This window comes from Pseudomonas sp. C321, from assembly GCF_055407105.1.
The window spans coordinates 23,749-48,520 of record NZ_JBUZRB010000007.1; the positions used below are offsets into that span (position 1 = coordinate 23,749).

General features: G+C 59.8%; 19 protein-coding genes. 7 read left to right on the forward strand and 12 right to left on the reverse strand.

All coding sequences use genetic code 11. From position 1 onward, the window contains the following. Nucleotides 1-116: 116 nt before the first annotated feature. Nucleotides 117-2,780: a DNA gyrase subunit A gene (gene gyrA / locus ACZRJ6_RS20115; RefSeq protein ID WP_149411578.1), complete on the reverse strand. Its 2,664-nt coding sequence runs from the start codon at nt 2,778-2,780 to the stop codon at nt 117-119. 302 nt (nt 2,781-3,082) lie between these two features. Further along, on the reverse strand, nt 3,083-4,159 hold the full coding sequence (gene mtnA / locus ACZRJ6_RS20120; protein WP_463969788.1) for an S-methyl-5-thioribose-1-phosphate isomerase: 1,077 nt from the start codon (nt 4,157-4,159) through the stop codon (nt 3,083-3,085). Nucleotides 4,160-4,282: 123 nt separating this feature from the next. On the opposite strand from mtnA, the gene ACZRJ6_RS20125 reads away from it, so the two are divergent. The 5 genes from ACZRJ6_RS20125 to ACZRJ6_RS20145 all read left to right on the forward strand — a co-directional run bounded on the left by ACZRJ6_RS20125 (nt 4,283) and on the right by ACZRJ6_RS20145 (nt 9,089). Next, on the forward strand, nt 4,283-5,614 hold the full coding sequence (locus ACZRJ6_RS20125; RefSeq protein ID WP_463969787.1) for a TRZ/ATZ family hydrolase: 1,332 nt from the start codon (nt 4,283-4,285) through the stop codon (nt 5,612-5,614). A 60-nt stretch (nt 5,615-5,674) separates the two neighbouring features. Beyond that, complete coding sequence (gene ubiG / locus ACZRJ6_RS20130; protein WP_133098925.1) at nt 5,675-6,373, forward strand: bifunctional 2-polyprenyl-6-hydroxyphenol methylase/3-demethylubiquinol 3-O-methyltransferase UbiG; 699 nt, start codon at nt 5,675-5,677, stop codon at nt 6,371-6,373. Between the two features lie 4 nt (nt 6,374-6,377). Beyond that, nucleotides 6,378-7,049 carry an N-acetylmuramic acid 6-phosphate phosphatase MupP gene (mupP, locus tag ACZRJ6_RS20135; RefSeq protein WP_133098926.1) on the forward strand — a complete coding sequence of 224 codons (672 nt, stop codon included), beginning with the start codon at nt 6,378-6,380 and terminating at the stop codon, nt 7,047-7,049. A gap of 34 nt (nt 7,050-7,083) precedes the next feature. Next, complete coding sequence (locus ACZRJ6_RS20140) at nt 7,084-7,824, forward strand: YciK family oxidoreductase (RefSeq protein ID WP_463969786.1); 741 nt, start codon at nt 7,084-7,086, stop codon at nt 7,822-7,824. A 338-nt stretch (nt 7,825-8,162) separates the two neighbouring features. Then, nucleotides 8,163-9,089 (forward strand): GGDEF domain-containing protein, encoded by a 927-nt coding sequence (locus ACZRJ6_RS20145; protein WP_463969785.1) that lies wholly within the window; start codon nt 8,163-8,165, stop codon nt 9,087-9,089. 21 nt (nt 9,090-9,110) lie between these two features. On the opposite strand, the gene ACZRJ6_RS20150 is transcribed toward ACZRJ6_RS20145, so the two are convergent. From ACZRJ6_RS20150 to ACZRJ6_RS20180, 7 genes are all read right to left on the reverse strand, one after another. Beyond that, nucleotides 9,111-9,869: a TenA family transcriptional regulator gene (locus tag ACZRJ6_RS20150; protein ID WP_463969808.1), complete on the reverse strand. Its 759-nt coding sequence runs from the start codon at nt 9,867-9,869 to the stop codon at nt 9,111-9,113. 79 nt (nt 9,870-9,948) lie between these two features. Further along, on the reverse strand, nt 9,949-12,423 hold the full coding sequence (locus ACZRJ6_RS20155) for an EAL domain-containing protein (protein ID WP_463969784.1): 2,475 nt from the start codon (nt 12,421-12,423) through the stop codon (nt 9,949-9,951). 99 nt (nt 12,424-12,522) lie between these two features. After that, entirely contained in the window at nt 12,523-14,343 is a 1,821-nt protein-coding gene (locus ACZRJ6_RS20160) for an ABC transporter ATP-binding protein (protein ID WP_463969783.1), read from the reverse strand. Next, nucleotides 14,336-14,971 carry a DsbA family protein gene (locus ACZRJ6_RS20165; RefSeq protein ID WP_463969782.1) on the reverse strand — a complete coding sequence of 212 codons (636 nt, stop codon included), beginning with the start codon at nt 14,969-14,971 and terminating at the stop codon, nt 14,336-14,338. Before ACZRJ6_RS20165 ends, ACZRJ6_RS20160 begins: the two co-directional genes overlap by 8 nt. Nucleotides 14,972-14,974: 3 nt before the next feature. Further along, nucleotides 14,975-15,916 carry an oxygen-dependent tRNA uridine(34) hydroxylase TrhO gene (gene trhO / locus ACZRJ6_RS20170; RefSeq protein WP_463969781.1) on the reverse strand — a complete coding sequence of 314 codons (942 nt, stop codon included), beginning with the start codon at nt 15,914-15,916 and terminating at the stop codon, nt 14,975-14,977. Nucleotides 15,917-16,038: 122 nt separating this feature from the next. Continuing rightward, nucleotides 16,039-16,332, reverse strand: coding sequence for a BolA family protein (locus ACZRJ6_RS20175; protein ID WP_463969780.1), 294 nt, complete (start codon nt 16,330-16,332; stop codon nt 16,039-16,041). Nucleotides 16,333-16,344: 12 nt separating this feature from the next. Continuing rightward, nucleotides 16,345-16,863 carry a DUF2059 domain-containing protein gene (locus ACZRJ6_RS20180; RefSeq protein WP_133098935.1) on the reverse strand — a complete coding sequence of 173 codons (519 nt, stop codon included), beginning with the start codon at nt 16,861-16,863 and terminating at the stop codon, nt 16,345-16,347. Nucleotides 16,864-17,055: 192 nt separating this feature from the next. Between ACZRJ6_RS20180 and ACZRJ6_RS20185 the strand changes: the two genes are divergently transcribed. Next, nucleotides 17,056-18,432 (forward strand): class II fumarate hydratase, encoded by a 1,377-nt coding sequence (locus ACZRJ6_RS20185; RefSeq protein WP_463969779.1) that lies wholly within the window; start codon nt 17,056-17,058, stop codon nt 18,430-18,432. A gap of 100 nt (nt 18,433-18,532) precedes the next feature. On the opposite strand, the gene ACZRJ6_RS20190 is transcribed toward ACZRJ6_RS20185, so the two are convergent. The 3 genes from ACZRJ6_RS20190 to pap form a co-directional block, all read right to left on the reverse strand. Then, entirely contained in the window at nt 18,533-19,486 is a 954-nt protein-coding gene (locus ACZRJ6_RS20190; RefSeq protein ID WP_350612982.1) for a DMT family transporter, read from the reverse strand. A 160-nt stretch (nt 19,487-19,646) separates the two neighbouring features. Then, entirely contained in the window at nt 19,647-20,831 is a 1,185-nt protein-coding gene (locus ACZRJ6_RS20195) for a thiolase family protein (RefSeq protein ID WP_463969778.1), read from the reverse strand. Between the two features lie 100 nt (nt 20,832-20,931). Then, nucleotides 20,932-22,458 (reverse strand): polyphosphate:AMP phosphotransferase, encoded by a 1,527-nt coding sequence (pap, locus tag ACZRJ6_RS20200; RefSeq protein WP_463969777.1) that lies wholly within the window; start codon nt 22,456-22,458, stop codon nt 20,932-20,934. 139 nt (nt 22,459-22,597) lie between these two features. On the opposite strand from pap, the gene mnmC reads away from it, so the two are divergent. Continuing rightward, nucleotides 22,598-24,595 carry a bifunctional tRNA (5-methylaminomethyl-2-thiouridine)(34)-methyltransferase MnmC2/FAD-dependent 5-carboxymethylaminomethyl-2-thiouridine(34) oxidoreductase MnmC1 gene (gene mnmC / locus ACZRJ6_RS20205; protein WP_463969776.1) on the forward strand — a complete coding sequence of 666 codons (1,998 nt, stop codon included), beginning with the start codon at nt 22,598-22,600 and terminating at the stop codon, nt 24,593-24,595. Nucleotides 24,596-24,772 lie beyond the last annotated feature (177 nt).

The window sequence follows — 24,772 nt, forward strand, 5'->3', positions numbered from 1 at the left end:
CGCGTTATCGTTGACGATCTTCGCGAGCAAGCTCGCTCCTACAGGGGGGAGGCGTTCTGTTTCATAAAGGACAAACAACAAGGGGGCGAATCTTCATCCGCCCCCTGCTTGTCCGCTTATTGCTGCGGTTCTTCTTCGTCTGCGGCAGCGTCGAGTGGTTGCTCGTCGACGCCGTCATCAGCGCCTGCGATCACCTCGTCCGGCAACTCAACCCCGTCCTCGCCTTCCAGCTCTTCGCCTTCAACTTCAGATGGCTCCTGGACACGCTCCAGGCCAACCAGAGTTTCGTCGCTGGCCAGCTTGATCAAGGTCACGCCCTGGGTGTTACGTCCCAGGCTCGACACTTCACCAACACGGGTACGCACCAAGGTGCCCTGGTCAGAAATCAGCATGATTTCCTCGCCGTCGAGCACCTGGACTGCACCGACCAGACGGCCGTTGCGATCGTTGCTGACCATGGCGATAACACCCTGACCGCCACGCTTGTACTCAGGGAACTCGCTGATGGCGGTACGCTTGCCGTAACCACGGGCCGACGCGGTAAGAATCTGGCTGCCTTCTTCCGGGATCAGCATGGAAATCAGCTTCTGCCCTTCTGGCAGGCGCATGCCACGCACACCGCGGGCCGTACGGCCCATGGCGCGAACGTCGGATTCCTTGAAGCGGGTAACCTTGCCGCCGTCGGAGAACAGCATGACTTCACGCTCGCCGTCGGTGATGGCCGCGGAAATCAGCACGTCGCCTTCGTCTAGTTCCAGGGCGATCAGACCCACGCTGCGTTGACGACTGAAGGATTCCAGCGGGGTCTTCTTCACGGTACCGCCAGCGGTAGCCATGAAGATGTAGTGACCTTCGGTGTACTCGTCGACCGGCAGCATGGTGGTGATGTATTCACCGTCACCCAGCGGCAACAGGTTGACCAGCGGACGTCCACGGGCAGCGCGGGACGCTTCCGGGATTTCGTAGGTTTTCAGCCAGTACACCTTGCCCTTGCTGGAGAACAGCAACAGCGTGGTGTGGCTGTTGGCAACCAGCAGGTGAGCGATGTAGTCCTCATCCTTGACGCCGGTAGCCGATTTGCCTTTACCACCACGACGCTGGGCCTGGTACGCAGCCAGCGGCTGGGTCTTGGCGTAGCCACCGTGGGAAATGGTCACGACGCGCTCTTCTTCCGGGATCATGTCACCCAGGGTCAGGTCGAGACGGGCATCGAGGATTTCGGTGCGACGCACATCGCCGTATTCGGCGCGGATCACTTCCAGCTCTTCGCGGATCACTTCCATCAGGCGCTCGGCGCTGTTGAGGATGCGGATCAGCTCGCCGATCTGGTTGAGAATCTCCTGGTACTCGGCCAGCAGCTTTTCGTGCTCCAGACCGGTCAGACGGTGCAGGCGCAGTTCCAGAATGGCCTGGGCCTGTTCCGGGGACAGGTAGTACTTGCCTTCGCGAAGGCCGTATTGCGGGTCCAGGGTCTGCGGACGGCAGGAGTCGGCGCCAGCACGTTCAACCATCGCCACAACGGCGCTGGATTCCCACGGCATCTTGATCAGCGCTTCCTTGGCTTCCGACGGGGTCGGCGAAGCCTTGATCAGGGCGATGACCGGATCGATGTTCGACAGGGCAACCGCCTGGCCTTCAAGGATGTGCCCACGTTCACGGGCCTTGCGCAGTTCGAATACGGTACGACGGGTTACGACTTCACGACGGTGACGCACGAAGGCTTCCAGCAGATCCTTGAGATTAAGGATCCGTGGGCGGCCATCGATCAGCGCAACGACGTTGATACCAAACACGCTTTGCAGCTGGGTCTGGGCATAGAGGTTGTTGAGGATCACCTCTGGCACTTCGCCACGACGCAGCTCGATCACGACGCGCATACCGTCCTTGTCGGACTCGTCGCGCAGCTCGGTGATACCTTCAAGCTTCTTCTCTTTAACCAGCTCGGCGATCTTCTCGATCAGACGCGCCTTGTTCAACTGGTAAGGGAGTTCGGTGATGACGATCTGCTGACGGCCACCGACCTTGTCGATGTCTTCGATCATCGAGCGGGCCCGCATGTAAATGCGACCGCGACCGGTGCGGTAGGCTTCGACGATGCCGGCGCGACCGTTGATGATCGCAGCAGTCGGGAAGTCTGGGCCCGGGATGTATTGCATCAACTCATCGATGGTCAACTCAGGGTTGTCGATGAGGGCCAGGCAACCGTCGATGACTTCACCGAGGTTGTGTGGCGGAATGTTGGTGGCCATGCCCACGGCGATACCGCTGGAGCCGTTGACCAACAGATTGGGAATACGGGTCGGCATGACCGCAGGGATCATTTCGGTGCCGTCGTAGTTCGGCACCCAGTCCACGGTTTCTTTGTGCAGGTCAGCCAGCAGCTCGTGCGCCAGCTTGGTCATGCGCACTTCGGTGTATCGCATGGCTGCGGCGTTGTCGCCGTCGACCGAACCGAAGTTACCCTGGCCGTCTACCAGCAGGTAGCGCAGGGAAAATGGCTGGGCCATACGAACGATGGTGTCGTACACCGCAGTGTCGCCGTGAGGGTGATACTTACCGATCACGTCACCGACAACACGGGCAGATTTCTTGTACGGCTTGTTCCAGTCGTTACCCAGCTCGCTCATCGCGAACAGCACACGCCGATGCACGGGCTTCAAGCCATCGCGCGCATCAGGCAGTGCCCGACCGACAATTACGCTCATCGCGTAGTCGAGGTAGGACTGTTTCAGCTCGTCTTCGATATTGACCGGGAGGATTTCTTTGGCCAGTTCGCCCATGAGAAGCCTGATTCCTTTTTCGGGTGAAACCTCGTCACATCCATATGGGACGAACGAAGCTCGCCGCCGCCGGCATGGTGCCTGACAACGACTTACGACAAATCAACGAGTTATGACACGGATCTGCGCAGTAAAGACCACCCCTCGGGGTGACCCTGGAAACCGCCGAATGTTATCACAATCGCCGCCACGCACCTATCCCCCTGATGCGCATGGAGCATAGTAAGTTGATGGATGACAGGCTTGAGGGCGACGAGAGGGGCTCAGAGGTAGATCCAGGCGGTTTTCGAAGGCAGATATACTCAATGCAGCCGCTTGCGACACATCAACTTAGCCATCTTCGCCGTATCCGGCCGCTCGACGATGCCCTTTTCCGTGACGATGACATCGATCAGGTCAGCCGGCGTCACATCAAATACCGGATTGAATACATCCACATCAGCGCCGAGCCGCTGGCCGCCCACTTCCAGCAATTCACGGCCATCTCGCTCTTCAATCGGGATGTCTTCACCACTGGCCAGGCTCATGTCAATGGTGGAGCTGGGCGCCACCACCATAAAACGCACACCATGGTGCATGGCACACAAGGCCAACTGATAAGTGCCGATCTTGCTCGCCACATCGCCATTGGCGGTAATGCGATCAGCACCGACAATCACCCAGGTCACGCCCTTGGTCTTGAGGATGTGCGCGGCGGCAGAATCGGCATTCAGCGTGACAGCAATACCCTCAATGGCCAATTCCCACGCGGTCAGCCGCGAACCCTGCAGCCATGGCCGGGTTTCGTCGGCGTAGACCCGTTCGACCATGCCTTCCAGAAATGCCCCACGAATCACCCCAAGGGCCGTGCCAAAACCGCCAGTCGCCAATGCCCCGGCGTTGCAGTGAGTGAGAAACGCCTGGGCATTGCCCTGGTGCTTGCGGATCAGGTCGACCCCCAATTGCGCCATGGTCAGGTTGGCTTCGCGATCGCTCTCATGAATGGCGATGGCTTCGGCCTCCAGCGCCAATAGCGGGTCGGCATGCTCCTTGAGGCGATCCAGGCGGTCGCGCATGCGACTCAAGGCCCAGAACAGATTCACTGCCGTGGGTCGGGAATCGGCCAGCAGAGCGAAATCCTCTTCCCACGCGGCCTGCCAGTCACCGCCCTCGGCGATGCGGGCCCGGGCTGCTAGCACCATGCCATAGGCCGCGCTGATACCGATGGCCGGCGCGCCACGCACCACCATAGAGCGAATCGCCTCGGCCACACCGGCCGCGCTGGTATAGGCAATCCAGGTTTCCTCGAACGGTAAAATGCGTTGATCGAGCAGATACAGTGCGCCATCACGCCAGTCGATGGCCTTCACCTTCTCCGCAGCCAACAGTCGATCGCGCATCCCTCACCCCGCACTCATGAACAAAAGCCGCCGATTATAGCGATCCGCCAGCCAAGACGCTCGGGTATACTTCGCCCCTCTTTATAACAGCCTTGCCTATCACAACTCGAGAAGACGCCATCTATGACGCCAACTGCTGCCCCGCTCGACTTGTTGCTACTGCCAACCTGGCTGGTACCTGTCGAACCCGCAGGCGTAGTACTCAAGGAGCACGGCCTGGGCATCCGCGACGGACGTATCGCGTTTGTCGGCCCACGGTCGATGGCACTGAAACTGGCCGCCACTGAAGTCCGTGAACTGCCGGGCGTGCTACTCAGTCCAGGCCTGGTCAACGCTCACGGCCACGCGGCGATGACCCTGTTTCGCGGCCTGGCAGACGACTTGCCGCTGATGACCTGGCTGGAAAAGCACATCTGGCCCGCCGAAGCCAAATGGGTCGACGAAGCCTTCGTGCGTGACGGCACCGATCTGGCTATCGCCGAGCAAATCAAGGGTGGCATCAGTTGCTTCTCGGATATGTACTTTTTCCCGAAAGTCGCCAGCGAGCGGGTCCACAACAGCGGCATCCGCGCGCAGATTGCCGTCCCGATCCTCGACTTCCCGATTCCCGGCGCCAGCGATGCCGACGAGGCCATTCGCCAGGCTGTCGAACTGTTCGGCGACCTTAAGCATCACCCGCGGATCAAGATCACCTTCGGGCCTCATGCGCCGTACACCGTCAGCGATGAAAACCTGGAAAAAATCCGGATAATCGCCGAGGAGCTGGACGCCGCAATCCATATGCATGTGCATGAAACCGCCTTCGAAGTGCAGCAGTCGATGGAGCACCGCGGTGAGCGCCCGCTGGCCCGCCTTGCTCGCCTGGGGTTGCTTGGGCCGCGCTTCCAGGCTGTTCACATGACCCAAATCAGCGATGATGACCTGGCTTTGCTGGTAGAAAGTAACAGCAGCGTCATCCACTGCCCGGAATCGAACCTGAAACTGGCCAGTGGCTTCTGCCCGGTGGAGCGTTTGTGGCAGGCAGGTGTCAATGTAGCAATCGGCACCGACGGCGCCGCCAGCAACAATGACCTGGACCTGCTGGGCGAAACCCGTACCGCCGCCCTGCTGGCCAAAGCTGTTGCCGGCTCGGCCACCGCCCTGGATGCCCATCGCGCCTTGCGCATGGCTACTCTCAACGGCGCCCGGGCGATGGGCCTGGAAAGCGAAGTCGGCTCACTGGAGGTCGGTAAGGCCGCAGACATCGTGGCGTTCGACCTCTCGGGTCTGGCACAACAACCGATCTACGACCCCGTATCGCAGCTTATATATGCCACCGGACGCGATTGCGTGAAACACCTTTGGGTCGCCGGCAAGCAATTGCTAGACGACCGGCAACTGACCCGCATGGATGAACAACAGCTGTGCGCCACAGCCGTTGCCTGGGGCCAACGCATCAGCGGACACACCGAATAACGTCGGCCCTGAGCCTGTTCAGGGCCGGCAACTGTTTTGTCAGATTTTAGAGGATGCCCCATGAGTAACGTCGACCACGCTGAAATCGCCAAATTCGAGGCCCTGGCCCATCGCTGGTGGGACCGCGAAAGCGAGTTCAAGCCCCTGCACGATATCAACCCGCTGCGGGTCAACTGGATCGACGAACGCGTCAACCTGGCTGGCAAGAAAATCCTGGATGTCGGTTGCGGGGGCGGCATTCTCAGCGAAGCCATGGCACTGCGCGGTGCCACCGTAATGGGCATAGACATGGGCGAAGCACCGCTGGCCGTGGCCCAACTGCACCAACTGGAGTCCGGCGTCAGCGTAGAGTACCGGCAGATCACCGCCGAAGGCCTGGCCGAGGAAATGCCTGAGCAGTTCGACGTGGTCACCTGCCTGGAAATGCTGGAGCATGTTCCTGATCCTTCATCGGTAATCCGCGCCTGCTTCCGCATGGTCAAGCCGGGCGGCCAGGTATTTTTCTCCACCATCAACCGCAATCCCAAGGCCTACCTGTTCGCGATCATCGGCGCCGAATACATCATGAAGCTGCTGCCTCGCGGCACCCACGACTTCAAGAAATTCATCCGCCCTTCCGAGCTGGGAGCCTGGAGCCGTCAGGCCGGGCTGACCGTCAAGGACATCATCGGCCTGACCTACAACCCACTGACCAAGCACTACAAGCTGGCCAGCGACGTTGACGTCAACTACATGATCCAGACCCTGCGAGAGGAATAAGCCAATGAAGTTGCGAGCGGTTCTTTTCGACATGGACGGTACCCTGCTGGACACCGCGCCGGACTTTATCGCCATCTGCCAGGCCATGCGCGCCGACCGCGGGCTGGCGCCGATTGCCGACCAGCATATTCGTGATGAAATTTCCGGCGGCGCTCGGGCCATGGTCGCCGTGACCTTTTCCATGGACCCGCAATCCCCAGGTTTTGAAGAACTGCGCCTGGAGTTCCTGGAGCGTTACCTCAAAGGTTGCGCGATCCACAGCAAACTGTTCGACGGCATGGCTGAACTGCTGGCGGACATTGAAAAATCCAAGCTGATCTGGGGCGTGGTCACCAACAAGCCGCTGCGTTTCGCCGAGCCGATCATGGAACAGTTGGGGCTGGCTCAGCGCTCAGCGTTACTGATCTGCCCGGACCACGTGACCAACAGTAAACCGGACCCTGAGCCGCTGATCCTGGCCTGCAAGATGCTCGACCTGGACCCGGCCAGCGTGTTGTTCGTCGGTGATGACTTGCGGGATATCGAGTCGGGGCGCGACGCCGGCACCCGAACCGCGGCCGTGACCTACGGCTATATTCATCCCGATGACAATCCCCGCCACTGGGGCGCCGATGTGGTGGTGGATCATCCGTTGGAGCTGCGCAAGGTGCTGGATAACGCGCTTTGCAGCTGCTGATTACGCTCCTACAAGAATTCTGTTGAGGTTGTTTATGTTTGATTACTGCGCACGCCCAGAACTGCTCAAAGGCCGCATCATTCTGATAACCGGTGCCGGTCGCGGGATTGGCGCGGCGGCGGCGAAAACCTACGCTGCCCACGGCGCTACCGTGCTGTTGCTGGGCAAGACCGAAGCCAACCTGACCCAGGTCTACGATGAAATCGAAGCCGCCGGCCACCCACAGCCAGTGGTTATTCCGTTCAACCTGGAAACCGCCCTGCCCCATCAATACGATGAGTTGGCGGCGATGATCGAAAACGAATTCGGCCACCTCGACGGCCTGCTGCACAACGCCTCGATCATCGGCCCGCGCACGCCAATCGAACAGCTGTCGGGCGAAAACTTCATGCGAGTGATGCACGTCAACGTCAACGCGATGTTCATGCTCACCGCCACCCTGCTGCCATTGCTCAAGCTGTCCCTGGACGCGTCGGTGGTGTTCACCTCCAGCAGCGTTGGCCGCAAGGGTCGTGCCTATTGGGGTGCTTATGGGGTGTCGAAATTCGCCACCGAAGGCCTGATGCAAACCCTGGCCGACGAGGTCGACACTGTGACCCCCGTGCGCGCCAACAGCATCAACCCCGGCGCCACTCGCACCAGCATGCGCGCCCAGGCCTACCCAGGGGAAAACCCGAGCAACAACCCGACGCCTGAAGAAATCATGCCGGTGTACCTGTACCTGATGGGCCCGGACAGTACTGGCATCAATGGGCAGGCGTTCGACGCGCAATAAGCCTCATCCCCACGGGTGCAGGTGGCGGTTCGCTGGCGCCTGCAACCCTTTCGTCAATAAACCGTCTTTTGCTTGTTGTCTGCTCCTGTTACCAACCCATTGAATCAAAACGATTTTTTATAACCTGAACGGAATGGCACGAATTTCGCTCCAATCTGTTTCAAACAGGTTATGCGCCGACAAGATGTGCGGCATGGGAGCAGGGGTGATAACCCCCGGCAAAGCGGACTAGACTGTTACTCATGTTTTACGCAACTGAGGGAACAGTAAGTCGCTGGGCACTCACTGCTCTCATCCAGCCTGTAAGACAGCGTTATGTGCTTAGAGGCCATCAGCTTATGAAAACACCGACCCAGACCAACGCAATTGACTTCGACAGTGCAAAATTGCAACGCCTGGGCTTTGGTCAGCCTTCCCTCCTAGCCCAACGCCCCGCCACCATTGCTCAGCTTCGCCAGCAACTGAGCCTGCAATTGCAGACCAGCCTGGAAGCAGAGCGCATTCTTGGTCTGTTCTTTCGGGAAATTCAGAGGCTGGTGCCACTGGATGCCCTGCAATATCGTCACGAGACCAGCGACCTGCGCCTGGAGTACGGCCAGCGCGGCCATCACTCAGTGAGCTACACCCTGAGCCATCAGGGCGAGCATCTCGGGGAACTGGTATTTCGACGCAACCAGCGCTTCACGGAAGAGGAGCTGGGCAATCTGGAATCATTGCTGGCAACCTTGCTCTTCCCCATGCGTAACGCCCTGCTGTATCGCACTGCAACCCGCAGCGCCCTGCGTGATCCGCTGACCGAAACCGGTAACCGTATCGCCATGGACCAGACCCTGCAGCGGGAAATCGATATGGCCCGCAGGCACTTGCATCCGCTGTCATTGCTGATGCTGGACATCGATCACTTCAAGCTTATCAATGACAGTCACGGCCACGCCGCGGGCGACAAGGTACTCAAGGCTGTTGCGGCCTCGATCAAGAGTCAGTTGCGCAATGTCGACATGGTGTTTCGTTTTGGCGGGGAAGAGTTTCTGATCCTGCTGTCCAATACCGGCCGGGATGCTGCGGCCCTGGTCGGCGAGCGACTGCGCAAGGCGGCGCAGGCCCAGGATTACTGGGCGCAAACAACGCGTATCGAATTGACAGTGAGCCTGGGTTGCTCAACCTTGTTGGCGGGAGAGTCCGCCGAGAGCCTGTTGCGCCGGGCGGACAATGCCTTGTATGTGGCCAAGCGCGAAGGCCGCAACCGCCTGGCAATGGCAGGGTAACCGCTACCCCGCCATTGCGTGTCAGGCTTCGCTGGTGGCCAGCACCTGACGCTCGCGGGCAATCGGTGCTTTCTCCAGCTGCATGCAACGCTCCAGGAACAGGTACATATAGTCGTAGCTCTTGCACACGGCCTGGCGCAACTCAACCTGCAAGGCCTTGCTCGGGTTCATCCCGGCCAGGGTGCAGATGATTTCCAGAGCCTCCCAAGGGTGGGCGTCATCGTACTGGGCATGCATCTTCAGCCATTTCATTGCACGCTTACGATCCTCCTCGGAGAAGGCCGCCGCGTAGACACCTGTCGAGCACACCAGCGCAGACCACTCCCCAGTGGCACCCTCGATGGCATAGTTGGTGGCAGCAATGGCAACAATAAGCGGATCGGCCGAACTGGTGTGCCAGCACCAATGACTCAGTGCGTGCAGTTCAGGCGGCACGTTCTGCGCTTGCAACTCTTCCAGGCTAACACCATGGGCACGCGCCCAGTGTACCCAATAATCGGCGTGATTCAGTTCCACACGAATATTGCGCATCAGCCAGCGTCGCGCCATGTCCTCGCCAGGATGACGGGCAAATTTGGTCTTGGTGAGGTTTTGTGCCATGTACAACGCAAACTGTTCAACCACCGGCCACCCACCAATCAGGTAGTGACGCATGGTCTTGGCGCTGAGCTTGTTATCGCGCATGCGCTGGTACAGTTCGTGTTCGACAACCCGGCGCTTGCTCTCGCTACAGTCCTGGATCAATTGCTGAGCCCAGGCTGGGTAACTTGAGGCTTCCATAAGCGGGCCAGTTCTGTTGAATGTGTCGATCACTGTCGGGCTCCTTTTGATGTGTGATGTATACAGACCAGCGAATGTTTCAGCGGAACGTGCCGGGCGCCTTGAATAACAGAGGCTGCGGCCGCACAGGTCGACACTGCAAACTGTCAAAGGTAAACACTTGCGGACGCTCAATCAGGTAGCCCTGAGCGTAGTCCACACCAATCTCAAGCAAGGCTTGTTCGATTTGCGATGTCTCGACAAATTCGGCAATTGTGCGTTTACCCATGACATGACCGATGTGATTGATCACTTCGACCATAGCGCGGTTAATCGGGTCGTCCAGCATATCCTTTACGAAACTTCCATCGATCTTCAGGAAGTCTACAGGTAAATGTTTAAGATAAGCGAATGAGGACATTCCGGCGCAGAAGTCATCCAGGGAAAAGTGACAACCTAACTCTTTGAGTTCATTAATAAAGCGAATTGCACTTCCGAGATTTGAAATAGCACTGGTCTCAGTAATTTCAAAACAAATCATTTCTGGGGGAATGCTGTAAGCCTTGAACTTCTCACGTAAAAAGCCCAAAAAGTCTTCATCACCAATGGTTATGCCTGACAGATTGATCGCACACATGGCCATGGGCCGGCCTGGACGCTCGATCATGCACCTGGCAATGACCCTGAACACATTCTCCACCACCCAACGGTCCAGCGAAGTCATCAGGCCATAGCGTTCGGCGGCAGGAATAAAGCTGTCGGGCAAGATGATCCGACCGGCCTCATCATGCAGGCGCAGCAGGATCTCAATATGGCCATCGCCAGGGTCGGTACGACCGAGCGGCGCGATCTCCTGGGCATACAGGCAAAAACGGTCTTCCTCAAGCGCCATGTGCAAGCGCTGCACCCACGCCATCTCGCCAAAACGCAGGGACAACTCCGAGTCATCGGCGTGATAGACCTGCACCCGGTTACGGCCCTTCTCCTTGGCCATGTAGCAGGCCATATCCGCAGCCCGCAGTGACGTCTCAAGGGTGGTAGGGGTTTGCGAGATGTGCACCAGGCCGATGCTGACGGTGGTGACAAAAGGTCGCCCCTTCCAGACAAAATGCAGGTTTTGCACGGTATGGCGCAGGCTTTCGGCGATCTTCTCGGCCACTGCTGCCGGGCAGTTCTCCAGCAAAATGCCAAACTCATCGCCACCCAGGCGAGCCAGCGTGTCGCCCTCGCGCAGGTCGGATTGCAACAACGCACAGATATGCCGCAACAACTCATCCCCTGCGGCGTGACCACAGGTGTCGTTGACCAGCTTGAACTGATCCAGATCGAGAAACATCAAGGCATGCCGCCCCGTTTGCTGGCGTCCCGCACTGTGCAGCACCTGCTCCAGGCGGTATTCAAACTCACGGCGGTTGGCCAGCCCGGTCAAGGCGTCATGAGTCGCCTGCCAGGACAGATTGGCAATGTATTGGCGCTCCTGAGTCATGTCGTGCAGCACCAGCACCGCGCCGCTGACCTTGCCGGCGCTGCGGATAGGCGCACCCACCAGGGTCACGGAAACCGTGCTGCCGTCCAGGCGCTGGATCAGTTTTGAATGCTCGCTGCTGCCACTGAGTTGGCCACCAAGAATGTGTTCGATCAGGGTAAAACCATCAGACTGGGCATTTTCATCCAGCAGGTTGAACAACGCCCCCAAGGGCAAACCCTGAGCCTGGGCCGCCCTCCAGTGCGTCAGCGACTCCGCTGCCGGGTTCATATAGGCGATGGCACCGTCGACATCGGTGGTGATAACGGCGTCACCGATGGATTCAAGGGTGATCTGGGCCCGCTCCTTCTCGACCTCCAAAGCGTCGGCAAACGCATGGCGCTGGGCCAGCAGCTTACGGGTGCGCAACAGCGCCAGGGCGATGAGCCCCAATGTCGTGGCCAGGTTGGTGATCAACAGCAAGCGCAGAATTACCCGCGAGCCTTCACCCAAGGCATCGCTGAAAGCCTTGGCGGCCGGCGTCACCCCTTCGTTGATGGCAATGATGCGTTCTTTCCAGCCCCGGACATCATCACTGCTCGCCTGATTGGCAATGATTGCCTGGTGCATCTCCTGCGCCAGGTCATCCAGTTGCACCAGGTAACCATCGCCTATGGTCCACAGTTCGATGGCTTTTTCCAGGTAACTGAAATGGCGGAAGTTGAGGTACAGCCAAATCAGGCTCGACACGTCGTCGGGATGGTTTCCACCCTTGAGAATGCCCAGGCGCGCCCCGGTCAGGTCCGGGCTGGAGTGGTCAAGGGCGACTCGCAGCTCATGGCCTCCCTGAGGCACGGCAATGGCGTTATGGTATTTGAGGAAGGTGGCTTGATCGCGGTTGTCGGCGTACAGGGTCAAGTAATAGATGGCGTCTTTCTGACCCTTGGACCACAGGCTTTCGCCAGCCACATAGCCCCGCACTGCCGAAAGCATGTAGAGACTGACACAACCTAACAATGCCTGGAACAGCACAACCGCGATAAAGGGCCAGACGATGCCCAGCAACCGTGGCGTTCCGAGAGTTGCTCCGAGAGTCCGCTTTTGCTTCATGAGGTCCCTTGCACTAGCACAGGCGAGTGAAAACCGCTCCTAACAGCACAGCCTAGGCTAAATTCGATGAATTCGAATGAATACCCTGAAGCGATTTAGTTAGCGCACTTGTTGCAAGTGTCCATAAAGTTTGGCGTAAAGACCACCGTCGGCAATCAATTGCTGGTGGTCGCCGTCTTCGGCGATATGCCCGCCGTCGAATACCAGCACCCTATCAGCCTGTTTCACCGCCGACAAACGGTGAGCAATGATCAGTGTAGTACGGCCACTGAGAAACCGCGCCAGCGCCTGATGCAGGTTGTACTCGGTCGCCGCATCCAGGGCAGACGTGGCCTCGTCAAGGATCACCACTTTCGGTTCCGCCAGGACCATCCGCGCAATGGCCAGCCGCTGACGCTGGCCACCAGAGAATCGCACCCCGGAACGCCCCACCACACTGTCCAGGCCCAGGGGCAATGCCTTGACCGTCGCATCCAACTGGGCAATTTCAAGGGCCTGCCAGCACGCTTGATCGCTGCGCTCACGGCCCATGGTCAGGTTGGCACGCACGGTGTCATTAAACAGCGCCGGGTGCTGCAGCACTACGGCAACATTCTCCCGAATGGTCGCAAGGCCTATCTCCTGCTGGGTCGAGCCACCAAAACGAATACTGCCCGACTGCGGCGTATAGAGCCCCAGTAACAGTTGCACCAGGGTACTTTTACCGCCGCCACTGGCACCGACAATGGCCACTTTCTCGCCCGGCGCGATCACCAGATTCAGCTGATCCAGCACCAAATCCTCGCCATAGCCGAAGTTTAGGCCGCGCACCTCGATGCCCACGGTTTCACGCCCCACAAACGGGTCATCGCCGCCGGTATATTGCGGCTCGTCGGCGCGGGCCAGCAGTTCGTTGATGCGCGTCAGCGCCCCGCCCGCCGCGTAGTAGGCGTATTGCAGGTTCAGCAGTTGTTCCACCGGGCCAATCATGAACCACAGATAGCTGAACACCGCGAGCATCTGGCCGATGGACAGGTCGGAAAACAGCACGGTGAGCATCGCTGCCGCACGGAAGATGTCGATACCGAACTGAAACAGCAACCCACTGGCGCGGCTGGACGCATCGCTTTTCCACTGGGAGTTGACCGCAAAATCCCGCACTTCCTGGGCACGCTGGCCCAGGCGCCCGAGGAAAAACCCCTGGCGGTTACCGGCGCGCACTTCCTGAATGGCATCGAGGGTTTCGGTAAGGGCCTGGGTAAACCGCGAGGTGCTGTCGTTTTCCAGCTTTTTCAGGTACTTGACTCGCTTGCCCAACTGCACCGTGGCGTAGATCACCAACGGGTTGAACAACAGGATCAACAACGCCAGCTTCCAATGCATCCACATCAGTATCCCGGAAGTGCCCACCAGGGTCAGCATGGCTACCAGGAACCGGCTCAGGGTCTCGCCGACAAACTTGTCCAGCGTATCAAGGTCGGTGACCAGGTGGGTAGTGACGGTGCCGCTGCCCAGGCTTTCGTACTCGCTGAGGGAAATGCGCTTGAGCCGTTCGATCAGCCGTACGCGAATTCGATAAACGATGTCCTTGGCCAACCGCGCAAACAAACGCGCCTGCACTACGTTGAACACCAGGGCGCCGCAGCGCAGCAACAGTGTCACCAGCAGCATCAGGCCGATATAACCGGCGGCTTGCTGCCAGCCCGATGGCAGCGCGTGGTTCATCACCTTCAACGCTGCGTCGCCATGGCCCAGCAAGACTTCGTCCACCAACAGCGGCAACAACAAGGGAATCGGCACGCTGCACAGGGTTGCCAAGACGGCAACGCCGTTGGCGGTCCACAAGGATTTCTTGTGATGCAGGGCCAAGCGACGGACTTGCGCCCAGGTCAGCCGATCCACTCGTTTGGATTGCTCAGTGCCGTCGGGCTGATCATGCACAGGCGGCGCGCTCCAGCCAGCGACCGAGCAATGGCGACAGATCGGACAGCGGCTGGTAGCCATTGGTGAGCAAGGCCAACTGGCCGTTTCGTTCGGCCAGCAAGGTGGGAAAACCGGAGATGCCCAGGTCCAGGACCCAGGTAAAATCGGCAGCCGTGGCAGCATGCTGTTCGGCACGATCAAAGGCTTCGGCAAATTCGATCCGCGGCACACCAGCGGTCTCGGCCAGCTCCACCAGCACCTTGGCGCGGGTGACGTCGCGGCCTTCGACATAAAATGCCTGCTGGATCAGCCCGAGCAAGGTCCAGGCGCAATCCGGCGCCAGGCTGCGGGCCGTGACCACGGCGCGACAGGCCGGCTCGGTATCGTAGACAAATCCATCGGGCAAGGCGCCGTCCAGCATGAACGGCTGGCCGGTGGCTTCAGCTACTGCCTGCCAATGCTCCAGGATGTAGCGCCGAGTGGTTGGCTCCAGCGACGCGCCACTGCCGGTGCGCAAACCGCCCACCACCAGGTGCAACTCCACGCCGGCGGCGTGGGCCTGCTCAACCAGCGCCTTGGCCACCGGGGCAAAGCCCCAGCACCAGGAGCACATCGGATCCATTACATAGAGCAGGCGCGTGGACATGACTTAAGTCTCGGTGGATGATTGCTTGTAGTTGTAGCCAATCGGGTGCGGCATATTGCGGGCCTTGGCCAGTTCAATCTGCTTTTGTCGGTCGATAGCACTGCGACGGGTCTTCTCGGAGAGCTTATCCCAGCAATGGGGGCAACTGATGCCGGCCACGTAATGCTCGGATAGGCGATCCGCTACACTAACCGGTGTGCGGCAGGCGTGACATTGATCGTAATCACCTTCGCTCAAATCATGGCGCACGGTCACCCGATTATCGAAAACAAAGCAGTCACCCTGCCATTTGGTTTCTTCCTGAGGCACCTCCTCGAGGTATTTGAGGATGCCGCCCTTGAGATGATAGACCTCGTCAAAGCCCTCGCTGAGCATATAGCTCGACGCCTTTTCACAACGAATGCCGCCGGTGCAGAACATGGCGACTTTCTTGTGTTTGGCCGGGTCGAAGTTGGCTTTGATGTAGTCGGGAAACTCGCGAAAACTGGTGGTCTTCGGGTCGATCGCACCTTCAAAGGTGCCGATGGACACTTCGTAGTCGTTACGGGTGTCGATCAGCAACACTTCTGGGTCGCTGATCAAGGCATTCCAGTCTTGCGGGTTAACGTAGGTGCCGACTTTTTTGTTGGGGTCGACGCCTTCGACGCCCAGGGTCACGATCTCTTTCTTGAGCTTGACCTTGGTGCGGTAGAACGGCTGATCGTCGCAGTACGACTCTTTGTGGTCGATGTCGTCCATGCGTGGGTCGTTCTTGAGCCAGGCCATCAGCCCGTCGATGCCTTCGCGGCTACCGGAAACAGTGCCGTTGATGCCTTCTTCGGCGATCAGCAAAGTGCCTTTGACGCCGTTGTCGACCATCGCCTGCAACAGCGGCTCGCGCAGGGCGACATAATCTTCGAGGGTGACGAACTTATACAGTGCCGCCACGACGATTGGGTGAGTCATGGGTGTTCTCTCCAGGTGGCTACCCTCGTAAAGGGTGAACCGGATGCAAAAAAAACGCGCCGTCTAAGCGGCGCGTTGCGGATTCTAGCAAATGCCCGGTGTCAGAAACACCGGCTCATCGGTTAGTGCCCGCCGGCGCAGGTCGGCGAGGCCGGGGCTACGTCGATTTTCGCCCACTCTTCAGGCGTATAGGTATGCAGCGCCAACGCATGAAACTCGCTCATCAGGTCTCCCAGGGTGGCGTAGACCTTCTGGTGGCGCTTGACGCGGTTGAGCCCGTCGAACTGCTGGCTGACCAGCACAGCCTTGAAGTGAGTCTGCAACCCACGGCTGTGCATGTGGCTTTCATCCAGCACGCTCAGGTGTTGCGGGCTCAGGGCGACGAGTGCCGATTCGATACGCTGTTGCATGGTCATTCCTGGCTCCGCTTACTTCTTCTTGGCTGGTGCTGCTGCTTTTGGCGTCAGTTCGTTGGTCATGTCTTCCAACAACTTGTTCACCACCGGTACCGCGCTTTCCAGTTTGGCCTGGGTCAACTGGGCCGATTGCTGGGTCAGCTGTGGCATTTTTTCCAGGACTTTCTTGCCCAGTGGCGACTTGTAGAAGGCGACCAGGTCCTTGAGTTCGGATTCGCTGAAGTTGCTGGTGTAGAGCTTGATCATGTCCGGCTTGAGCTTGTTCCAGCCGATGGCCTGGTCCAGGGCGGTGTTGGCCTTGGCCTGGTAGGTGTCCAGGACGGTTTGCTTGGCGGCCGGAGCCTTGGTCTGTTCGAAACGCTGGGCGAACATTTGCTGCACTTGCATGTACACCGGGGTACCCAGCTTGTCGGCATGGGCCAGAGTAAGGAAAGCTTCGGCACTGGCGTTGTGGCTGGCGGTATCGGCAAAAACCTGGCCGCTGGCACATACCAGGGCAACCGCGGTACAGATGGCACGAAGACGAGTCATCGAGTTTCCTTTTCTAGCAGGCGAGGTAAGACCCCAGGGGCGACCATTCTGCACCTAAAAAACGCCGCGGCTCAACCCCACGCCTTACAGGGCCTGGTTTTGCGGGCTTGAATCCGATGAAAAGTCTTTTAGGGAACCCCTCAGCCCCATCACGGCCTAAACTGCGCAAACCGACCCGAAGGAGTGTGCCCGATGAGCCGTATCGAAACCGACAGCCTGGGAGAAGTGCAAGTCCCGGATGACGCTTACTGGGGCGCGCAGACCCAACGCTCGCTGGTCAATTTCGCCATTGGTGAGCAGCGCATGCCACTGGCCGTATTGCACGCCCTGGCCCTGATCAAGAAAGCCGCGGCACGGGTCAACGACCGCAATGGCGACCTGCCCGCCGACATCGCCCGGCTGATCGAACAAGCCGCCGACGAAGTGCTCGACGGCCAGCATGACGACCAGTTCCCCCTAGTGGTCTGGCAGACCGGCAGCGGCACCCAGAGCAACATGAACGCCAACGAGGTGATCGCCGGACGCGCCAACGAGCTGTCGGGCAAGCCCCGTGGCGGCAAGAGCCCGGTGCACCCCAACGATCACGTCAACCGTTCCCAGAGTTCCAACGACTGCTTCCCCACCGCCATGAGCATTGCCACGGTGCAGGCGGTGCATCAGCGGCTGTTGCCGGCGATCCGCGAGTTGTCCGGCGGGTTGGCCGAATTGTCGGAGCGCCATATGAAGCTGGTGAAGACCGGTCGCACCCACATGATGGACGCAACACCGATTACTTTTGGCCAGGAAGTCTCGGCCTTCGTCGCGCAACTCGATTACGCCGAACGGGCCATTCGCAGCGCCCTGCCTGCTGTCTGCGAACTGGCCCAGGGCGGTACGGCCGTCGGCACCGGGCTCAATTCGCCCCACGGTTTTGGTGAAGCGATTGCCTCTGAGTTGGCGGCGCTGTCGGGCCTGCCGTTTGTCACTGCGCCGAACAAGTTCGCCGCGCTGGCAGGTCATGAGCCGCTGACCACCTTGTCTGGCGCCCTGAAAACCCTGGCGGTGGCGCTGATGAAAATCGCCAACGACCTGCGTCTGTTGGGTTCCGGCCCACGTGCGGGGTTGGCGGAAGTCAAGTTACCGGCCAATGAGCCGGGCAGTTCGATCATGCCCGGCAAGGTCAACCCGACTCAGTGTGAAGCCTTGTCGATGCTGGCCTGCCAGGTGATGGGCAATGACGTGACCATCGGTTTTGCCGCAAGCCAAGGTCATTTGCAGTTGAACGTGTACAAACCGGTGATCATCCACAACCTGCTGGAGTCGATCCGCTTGCTGGCCGACGGTTGCAGCAACTTCCAGGAGCATTGCATCGCCGGTCTTGAGCCCGATGCCGAGCAAATGGCCGAACACCTGGAACGGGGCTTGATGCTGGTCACCGCGCTGAACCCACATATCGGCTACGACAAATCAGCACAGATTGCCAAGAAGGCCTATACCGAAGGCTTGACGCTGCGCGAAGCGGCGCTGGCGCTGGGGTATCTCACCGATGAAGAGTTTGATCGGTGGGTACGCCCGGAAAACATGTTGTAGAGAGGGGGACACCTAGTTCTTGCTCGCGAAAGCCTGAGAGCGCTGTTGGGTGTCAGGTTTCCCGCGTAATCGTTAACGACCATCGCGAGCAAGCTCGCTCCTACATCAAGCGTGCTCGCCGGGCCTTGAGCCCGGCGAACAACGAAGGCGCCAACGCTACCGTCGCCGACCCCAGCACCACCAGCAACGCTCCGCCATAACCCAAGGCGTTGATCTGCTCGGCATGCACATAGTCAGGCCATAGCCACGCCGCCAAAGCCACCGCGACAAAGGTCACCAAAGGCGTCATCGCCAGGGTCGCGCTGACCCGTGATGCTTCCCAATGGGCCAAGGCCTCGGCAAATGCACCGTAGGCAATCAGCGTATTGAAACAGCACGCGAGCAGCAGCCAGCCTTGCAACGGGCTCAGTTGCAGCGCTTGCATGGGCTGCGCCCACGGTGTGATTAGCAAGGCGCAACACAGGTAGATCACCATCATCACCTGCAATGAATTCCATACCGTCAGCAATTGCTTCTGGCCCAAGGCATAGAAGGTCCAGATCGTGGTTGCCAGGAGAATCGTCAGTACCCCGGCGGTGTAGGTTCCCAGGGACGTCAACAGCTCCGTCAGGCGTTGATTGAAGAACAACGCAAAACCGATGATCAGCACCAGCAGGCCCATGCCCTGCCCCAGGCTAAAGCGCTCCTTGAAGATAAAGACACTGGCGATCATCAGAAAAATCGGCCCCACCTGCACCACCAGTTGTGCGGTGCCGGGGCTCAGCATTTTTAGCCCTACCAGATACAGCACGTAGTTGCCGACCAGCCCGCACACAGCCATTGCCACCAGCCAGCCACCGCGCGGGCCGAGGGACCGCCAACTGGGCAGACGCCGAACAGCGGCGAGATAAACGAACAGGCAAACACCGGAAACCGTCAGACGAAACCAGGTCACGGTGATCGGGTCCATCACCTGCAACACTTGTTTGAGCTTGATCGGCAGAATGCCCCAGAGCAGCGCGGTCAACAGGGCCAGGGATAAACCGTAGACCCAGCGGCCGGAAGAGATGTGCATGAGTGCCCCGGATGCCAGAGAAATAAAGGCTGCATTCTAGGGGATGTGCGGATCGGGGCTAGGTATTTATGACACACCGCGACATCAGCTTTTACGACTGCTGCGCAGCCGAACGCGGCCTCGTTCTACTCGACCGCTGCTACGCAGCCCTCAAGTTCGATTAACGCACCGCTTCGAACAACCCCGTCGCACCCATCCCGCCGCCCACGCACATGGTGACGATCCCATACCGAAGATTGCGCCGTTGCAACTCACGCACCAAGTGCCCGACCTGCCGCGACCCGGTCATGCCAAAAGGGTGACCAATCGAAATCGAGCCGCCATTGACGTTGTACCTGGCGTTATCAATCTCCAGCCGGTTGCGCGCATACAGGCACTGCGAAGCAAAGGCCTCGTTGAGTTCCCACAGGTCGATATCCGCCACCGAAAGGCCCCGCGCCTTGAGCAACTTGGGCACCGAGAACACCGGACCAATGCCCATCTCATCCGGCTCGCAACCGGCGACGGTAAAACCACGGAAAAACGCCCTCGGCTTAAGCCCCAGCTCCAGTGCCTTTTCCAGGCTCATCACCAACGTCATCGAAGCCCCGTCAGACAGCTGCGACGAGTTGCCCGCCGTCACCGATCCATCTTCGGCAAATACTGGCTTCAAACCAGTCAGGCTGGCCAGGGTGGTATCCGGGCGATTGCAGTCGTCGCGGTCTACCACGCCATCAAGGATTTGCACCTCACCGGTATTCTTGTCTTCCACCTTGTACTTGACCGTCATCGGCACGATTTCATCGTCGAACAAACCATCGGCCTGGGCCTGCGCCGTACGCTGTTGGCTTTGCAGGGCGTACAGGTCCTGCTCTTCGCGGCTGACGTTATAGCGACGGGCGACGATCTCGGCGGTCTGGCCCATGGGGAAGTAGATGCCCGGTACCTGTTCCTTGAGCAACGGGTTGATCAGGTTGTCGGTGTTCACGCTTTTCATGGTCAGGCTGATGGACTCGACACCGCCGGCGACGATGATCTCACTGCAGCCAGAAGCAATCTGGTTGGCGGCGATGGCAATGGCCTGCAAGCCCGACGAACAGAAACGGTTGAGGGTCATGCCAGCGGTGCCAGTGCCCAGACGAGACAACACCGCCACATTGCGGCCAATGTTGTAGCCCTGGGCACCTTCGTTGGAGCCGGCGCCGACGATGCAATCCTCGACGCTGGCCGGGTCAATACCGTTGCGAGTCAGCAGGGCATTGACGCAATGGGCGGCCATGTCATCGGGGCGAGTCTGGTTGAACTTGCCGCGAAAGGACTTGGCCAGGCCGGTTCGCACGCTGTCGACGATCACTACTTCACGCATGGGCTACCTCATTATTGTGGTTATTGAGAGATGGACCGAGCATAGATCCAGCCCTCACGAACCGCGACAATCATTCACCCCGCGTATGCAAAAGCATGGACTACTTCTTCTTGTCCTTCTTCGCCCTCTTGTCGTGCTTGTCAGACCGCTCGAACGCCGCCTCCAGCGCCAGGTTGATGGTGCGCAGCACCTTGACCCGCGCCCAGCGTTTGTCATTGGCCTCCACCAGCGTCCAGGGTGAAATCTCGGTGCTGGTGCGATCAACCATATCGCCCACCGCCGCCCGGTAGTCATCCCATTTGTCGCGGTTGCGCCAGTCGTCTTCAGTAATTTTGAAGCGTTTGAAGGGAATTTCTTCCCGAGCTTGAAAGCGTTCCAGCTGGGTCTGTTTGTCGATGGCCAGCCAGAACTTGACGACGATGACGCCCGCGTCGCTCAACTGTTCTTCAAAGTCGTTGATCTCGGCATAGGCGCGCATCCAGTCAGCCGGTGTGCAGAACCCTTCGATCCGCTCCACCAGCACTCGGCCATACCAGGAGCGGTCGAACACGGTGAACATGCCCCGCGCCGGAATTTGCCGCCAGAAGCGCCAAAGGTAAGGCTGTGCGCGCTCGTCCTCGGTGGGCGCGGCAATCGGCACGATGTGGTACTGGCGTGGATCAAGGGCGGCGGCGACACGACGAATCGCCCCGCCCTTGCCCGCCGCATCGTTGCCCTCGAACACTGTCACCAACGCGTGCTTGCGCATGCGTTTGTCGCGCATCAATCCGGAAAGCCGCGCCTGCTCGGTGATCAGTTGCTCTTCGTAGTCGTCCTTTTCCAGGCTCAGGGTCATGTCCAGGCTGCCGACCAGGCTCAACTGGTCGACAGAGGACGGCAGCGGCGCAGGATGAATGCCGCTGGCCTTGGTCTTGCGTGCCTTCAGGGCGTTTTGCAAACCTTCCAGCAGAATCTTGCCGACAGTCAGCCCCCGATAATGCGCATCGACACCTTCGATCACATGCCAAGGCGCGTAGTCGCGGCTGGTGCGACGCAATACCCGCTCACCGAAATGCACGAATTTGCCGTAGGTCTCGGACTGCTGCCAGTCCAGCGGGCTGATGCGCCAACTGTGCAACGGGTCATCCTGCAGGGCCTTGAGCCTGGCCTTCATTTGCTTCTTGGACAGGTGAAACCAGAACTTGAAGATCAGTGCGCCTTCATCACAGAGCATTTGCTCCAGGCGCTCGGCGCCGGCAATGGCCTGGTCCAGCCGCGCGTCCTTGATCTGCCCATGAACCCGGCCCTGGAGCATCTGGCTGTACCAGTTGCCGAAAAAAATCCCCATACGCCCCTTGGCCGGCAACTGTCGCCAGTAGCGCCAGGCCGGTGGGCGGGCCAGCTCTTCGTCGGTCTGCTGGTCGAAGGTGCGCACTTCAATCAGTCGCGGGTCCATCCACTCATTGAGCAGCTTGACCGTTTCGCCCTTGCCAGCGCCTTCAATGCCGTTGATCAGCACGATCACCGGGAACCGACCTTGCTGTTGCAGTTCGTACTGAGCTTCCAGCAAGGCTTCGCGCAGGGCCGGCACTTCGGCGTCGTAAGCCTCTTTGTCGATGGCGTGACCAATTTCGGCAGATTCAAACATGGGCGACTCCCTTCCAAGATGGGTCAAGACTAGCGGATTGGGCACCACGGCGGGTGGGCAATTCCATGGCACTTGCCGTGGATCAATTGCCTGGCGTGGGATCGGCTAGAATGGCCGCCTTGCCTTTGCCGAGTTGCCCATGAACCCAGTACTGCCCAATGCCCAGCTCGACTGGGATGACCAGGGACGCCCGCGCTCGCGGGTTTTCGATGATGTGTACTTTTCCGACCAATCGGGCCTGGAAGAAACGCGCTATGTATTCATCGAGCAGAACCGCCTGCAAGAGCGCTTCGCCGCCTTGCCCGTAAGCGGCAGGCTGGTGATTGGCGAAACCGGTTTCGGCACCGGGCTGAACTTTCTCTGCGCCTGGCAGCTGTTTGAACAACACGCGGTGCAAGGCGCCCGCCTGCATTTTGTCAGCGTGGAAAAGTACCCGCTCAGCCACGCCGACCTGCAGCGTGCCCTGGCCCTTTGGCCGCAGCTCAAGCCTTTTGCCGACCAGTTGCTGGCGCAGTACATCGCCATTCACCCAGGTTTCCAGCGCCTGGTGCTGGATAACGGTCGCGTGACCCTGACGTTGCTGATCGGCGATGCCCTGGAGCAATTGCCGCAACTGGACGCACAGGTCGACGCTTGGTTTCTCGACGGCTTTGCCCCGGCAAAAAACCCGGACATGTGGACCGCCGAGCTGTTTGCCGAACTGGCGCGGCTGGCGGCGCCGGGCTCGACCATCAGCACCTTCACCAGTACCGGATGGGTGCGGCGCCTGCTCAATGGTGCCGGGTTCAAGATGAAGCGCACACCGGGCATCGGCCATAAGTGGGAAATCCTGCGGGGTGAATTTCTCGGCTGGCCAGTCGAGACGCCTGCGCCTGCCGCGATCAAGCCCTGGTTCGCCCGCCCGCCAGCGATCAACGGCGAGCGACGCGCCCTGGTGATCGGCGGCGGCATGGCCGGTTGCGCCAGTGCTGCCAGTCTCGCGGCACGGGGTTGGCAGGTCAGTCTGCTGGAGCGCCATGACGGCCTGGCCCAGGAAGCCTCAGGCAACCCGCAAGGGGTGCTCTATCTCAAACTGTCCGCCCATGGCACAGCGCTGTCGCAAATGATTGTCAGCGGATTCGGTCATACCCGGCGCCTGCTGGAACACCTGCAACGCGGCGTGGACTGGGACGGCTGTGGCGTGCTGCAACTGGCCTTCAATGCCAAGGAGGCCGAGCGTCAGGCGCAACTGGCCGAGGCCTTTACAGCCGACTTGCTGCATCTGCTGGACAGAAACCAGGCCCAGGCTCGTGCCGGTATTGCCCTGGAACACGGCGGGATGTTTTTCCCCGAAGGCGGTTGGGTTCACCCTCCAGCGCTCTGCCAATGGCAGGCAGGGCAACAGGGCATCGATGTACTGGTCCATCACGAGGTGCTTGAGCTACGCAAGGTCGACGACCAGTGGCAGGCCTGGGACGGTGAGCAGTTACTGGTCAGCGCGCCGGTGGTGGTGTTAGCGGGTGCCGCCGAGGTCAAGCGCTTTGCCGCCAGCGCCGAGCTGCCCCTCAAGCGCATTCGCGGGCAGATCACCCGGCTGCCACAGACGGTAGCGAGTCAACAACTGGCGACCGTGGTGTGTGCCGAAGGTTATGTCGCACCGCCGCGCCTGGGTGAGCACACCCTGGGGGCCAGTTTCGACTTCAAGAGCGATGACCTGACGCCCAGCGCCGCCGAGCACGCCGGCAACCTGGCGCTGCTGCGGGAGATTTCCCCGGATCTGGCGCAGCGCCTGCAGGCCGACACCCTCGCCCCCGAAACCCTCGAAGGGCGCGCCGCCTTTCGCTGCACCAGCCCGGACTATTTGCCCATCGTCGGGCCACTGGCCGACCAGCCGGCGTTTGCCCAGGCCTATGACGCCCTGCGCAAGGATGCCCGCCACACACCAGACGTTGCCTGCCCATGGCTGGACGGCCTGTACGTCAACAGCGGCCATGGCTCACGGGGCCTGATCACCGCGCCGTTGTCCGGCGAACTGCTGGCGGCGTGGCTGGACAATGAACCGCTGCCCTTGCCCAGAAACGTGGCCGAGGCCTGTCATCCGAATCGATTCGCCATACGGGCGCTGATTCGCAGCAATGTCGCAAAAGCGCAAAAGTAATCTGTCGCGTACCGCCCCCCAAGCACAAGCGCCACAGCCCGCCGAGCAAGCTCCGCGAGGCTGCGGCCATTTGCCTTATAACGGATTGTTCTAAAACTCCCTGAATGCACTCGGGTCAGTCTCTGGGTGCCCGCCATTTTGTCGTGATGCACTTTTATCCCTCCCCAACGGAAAAAC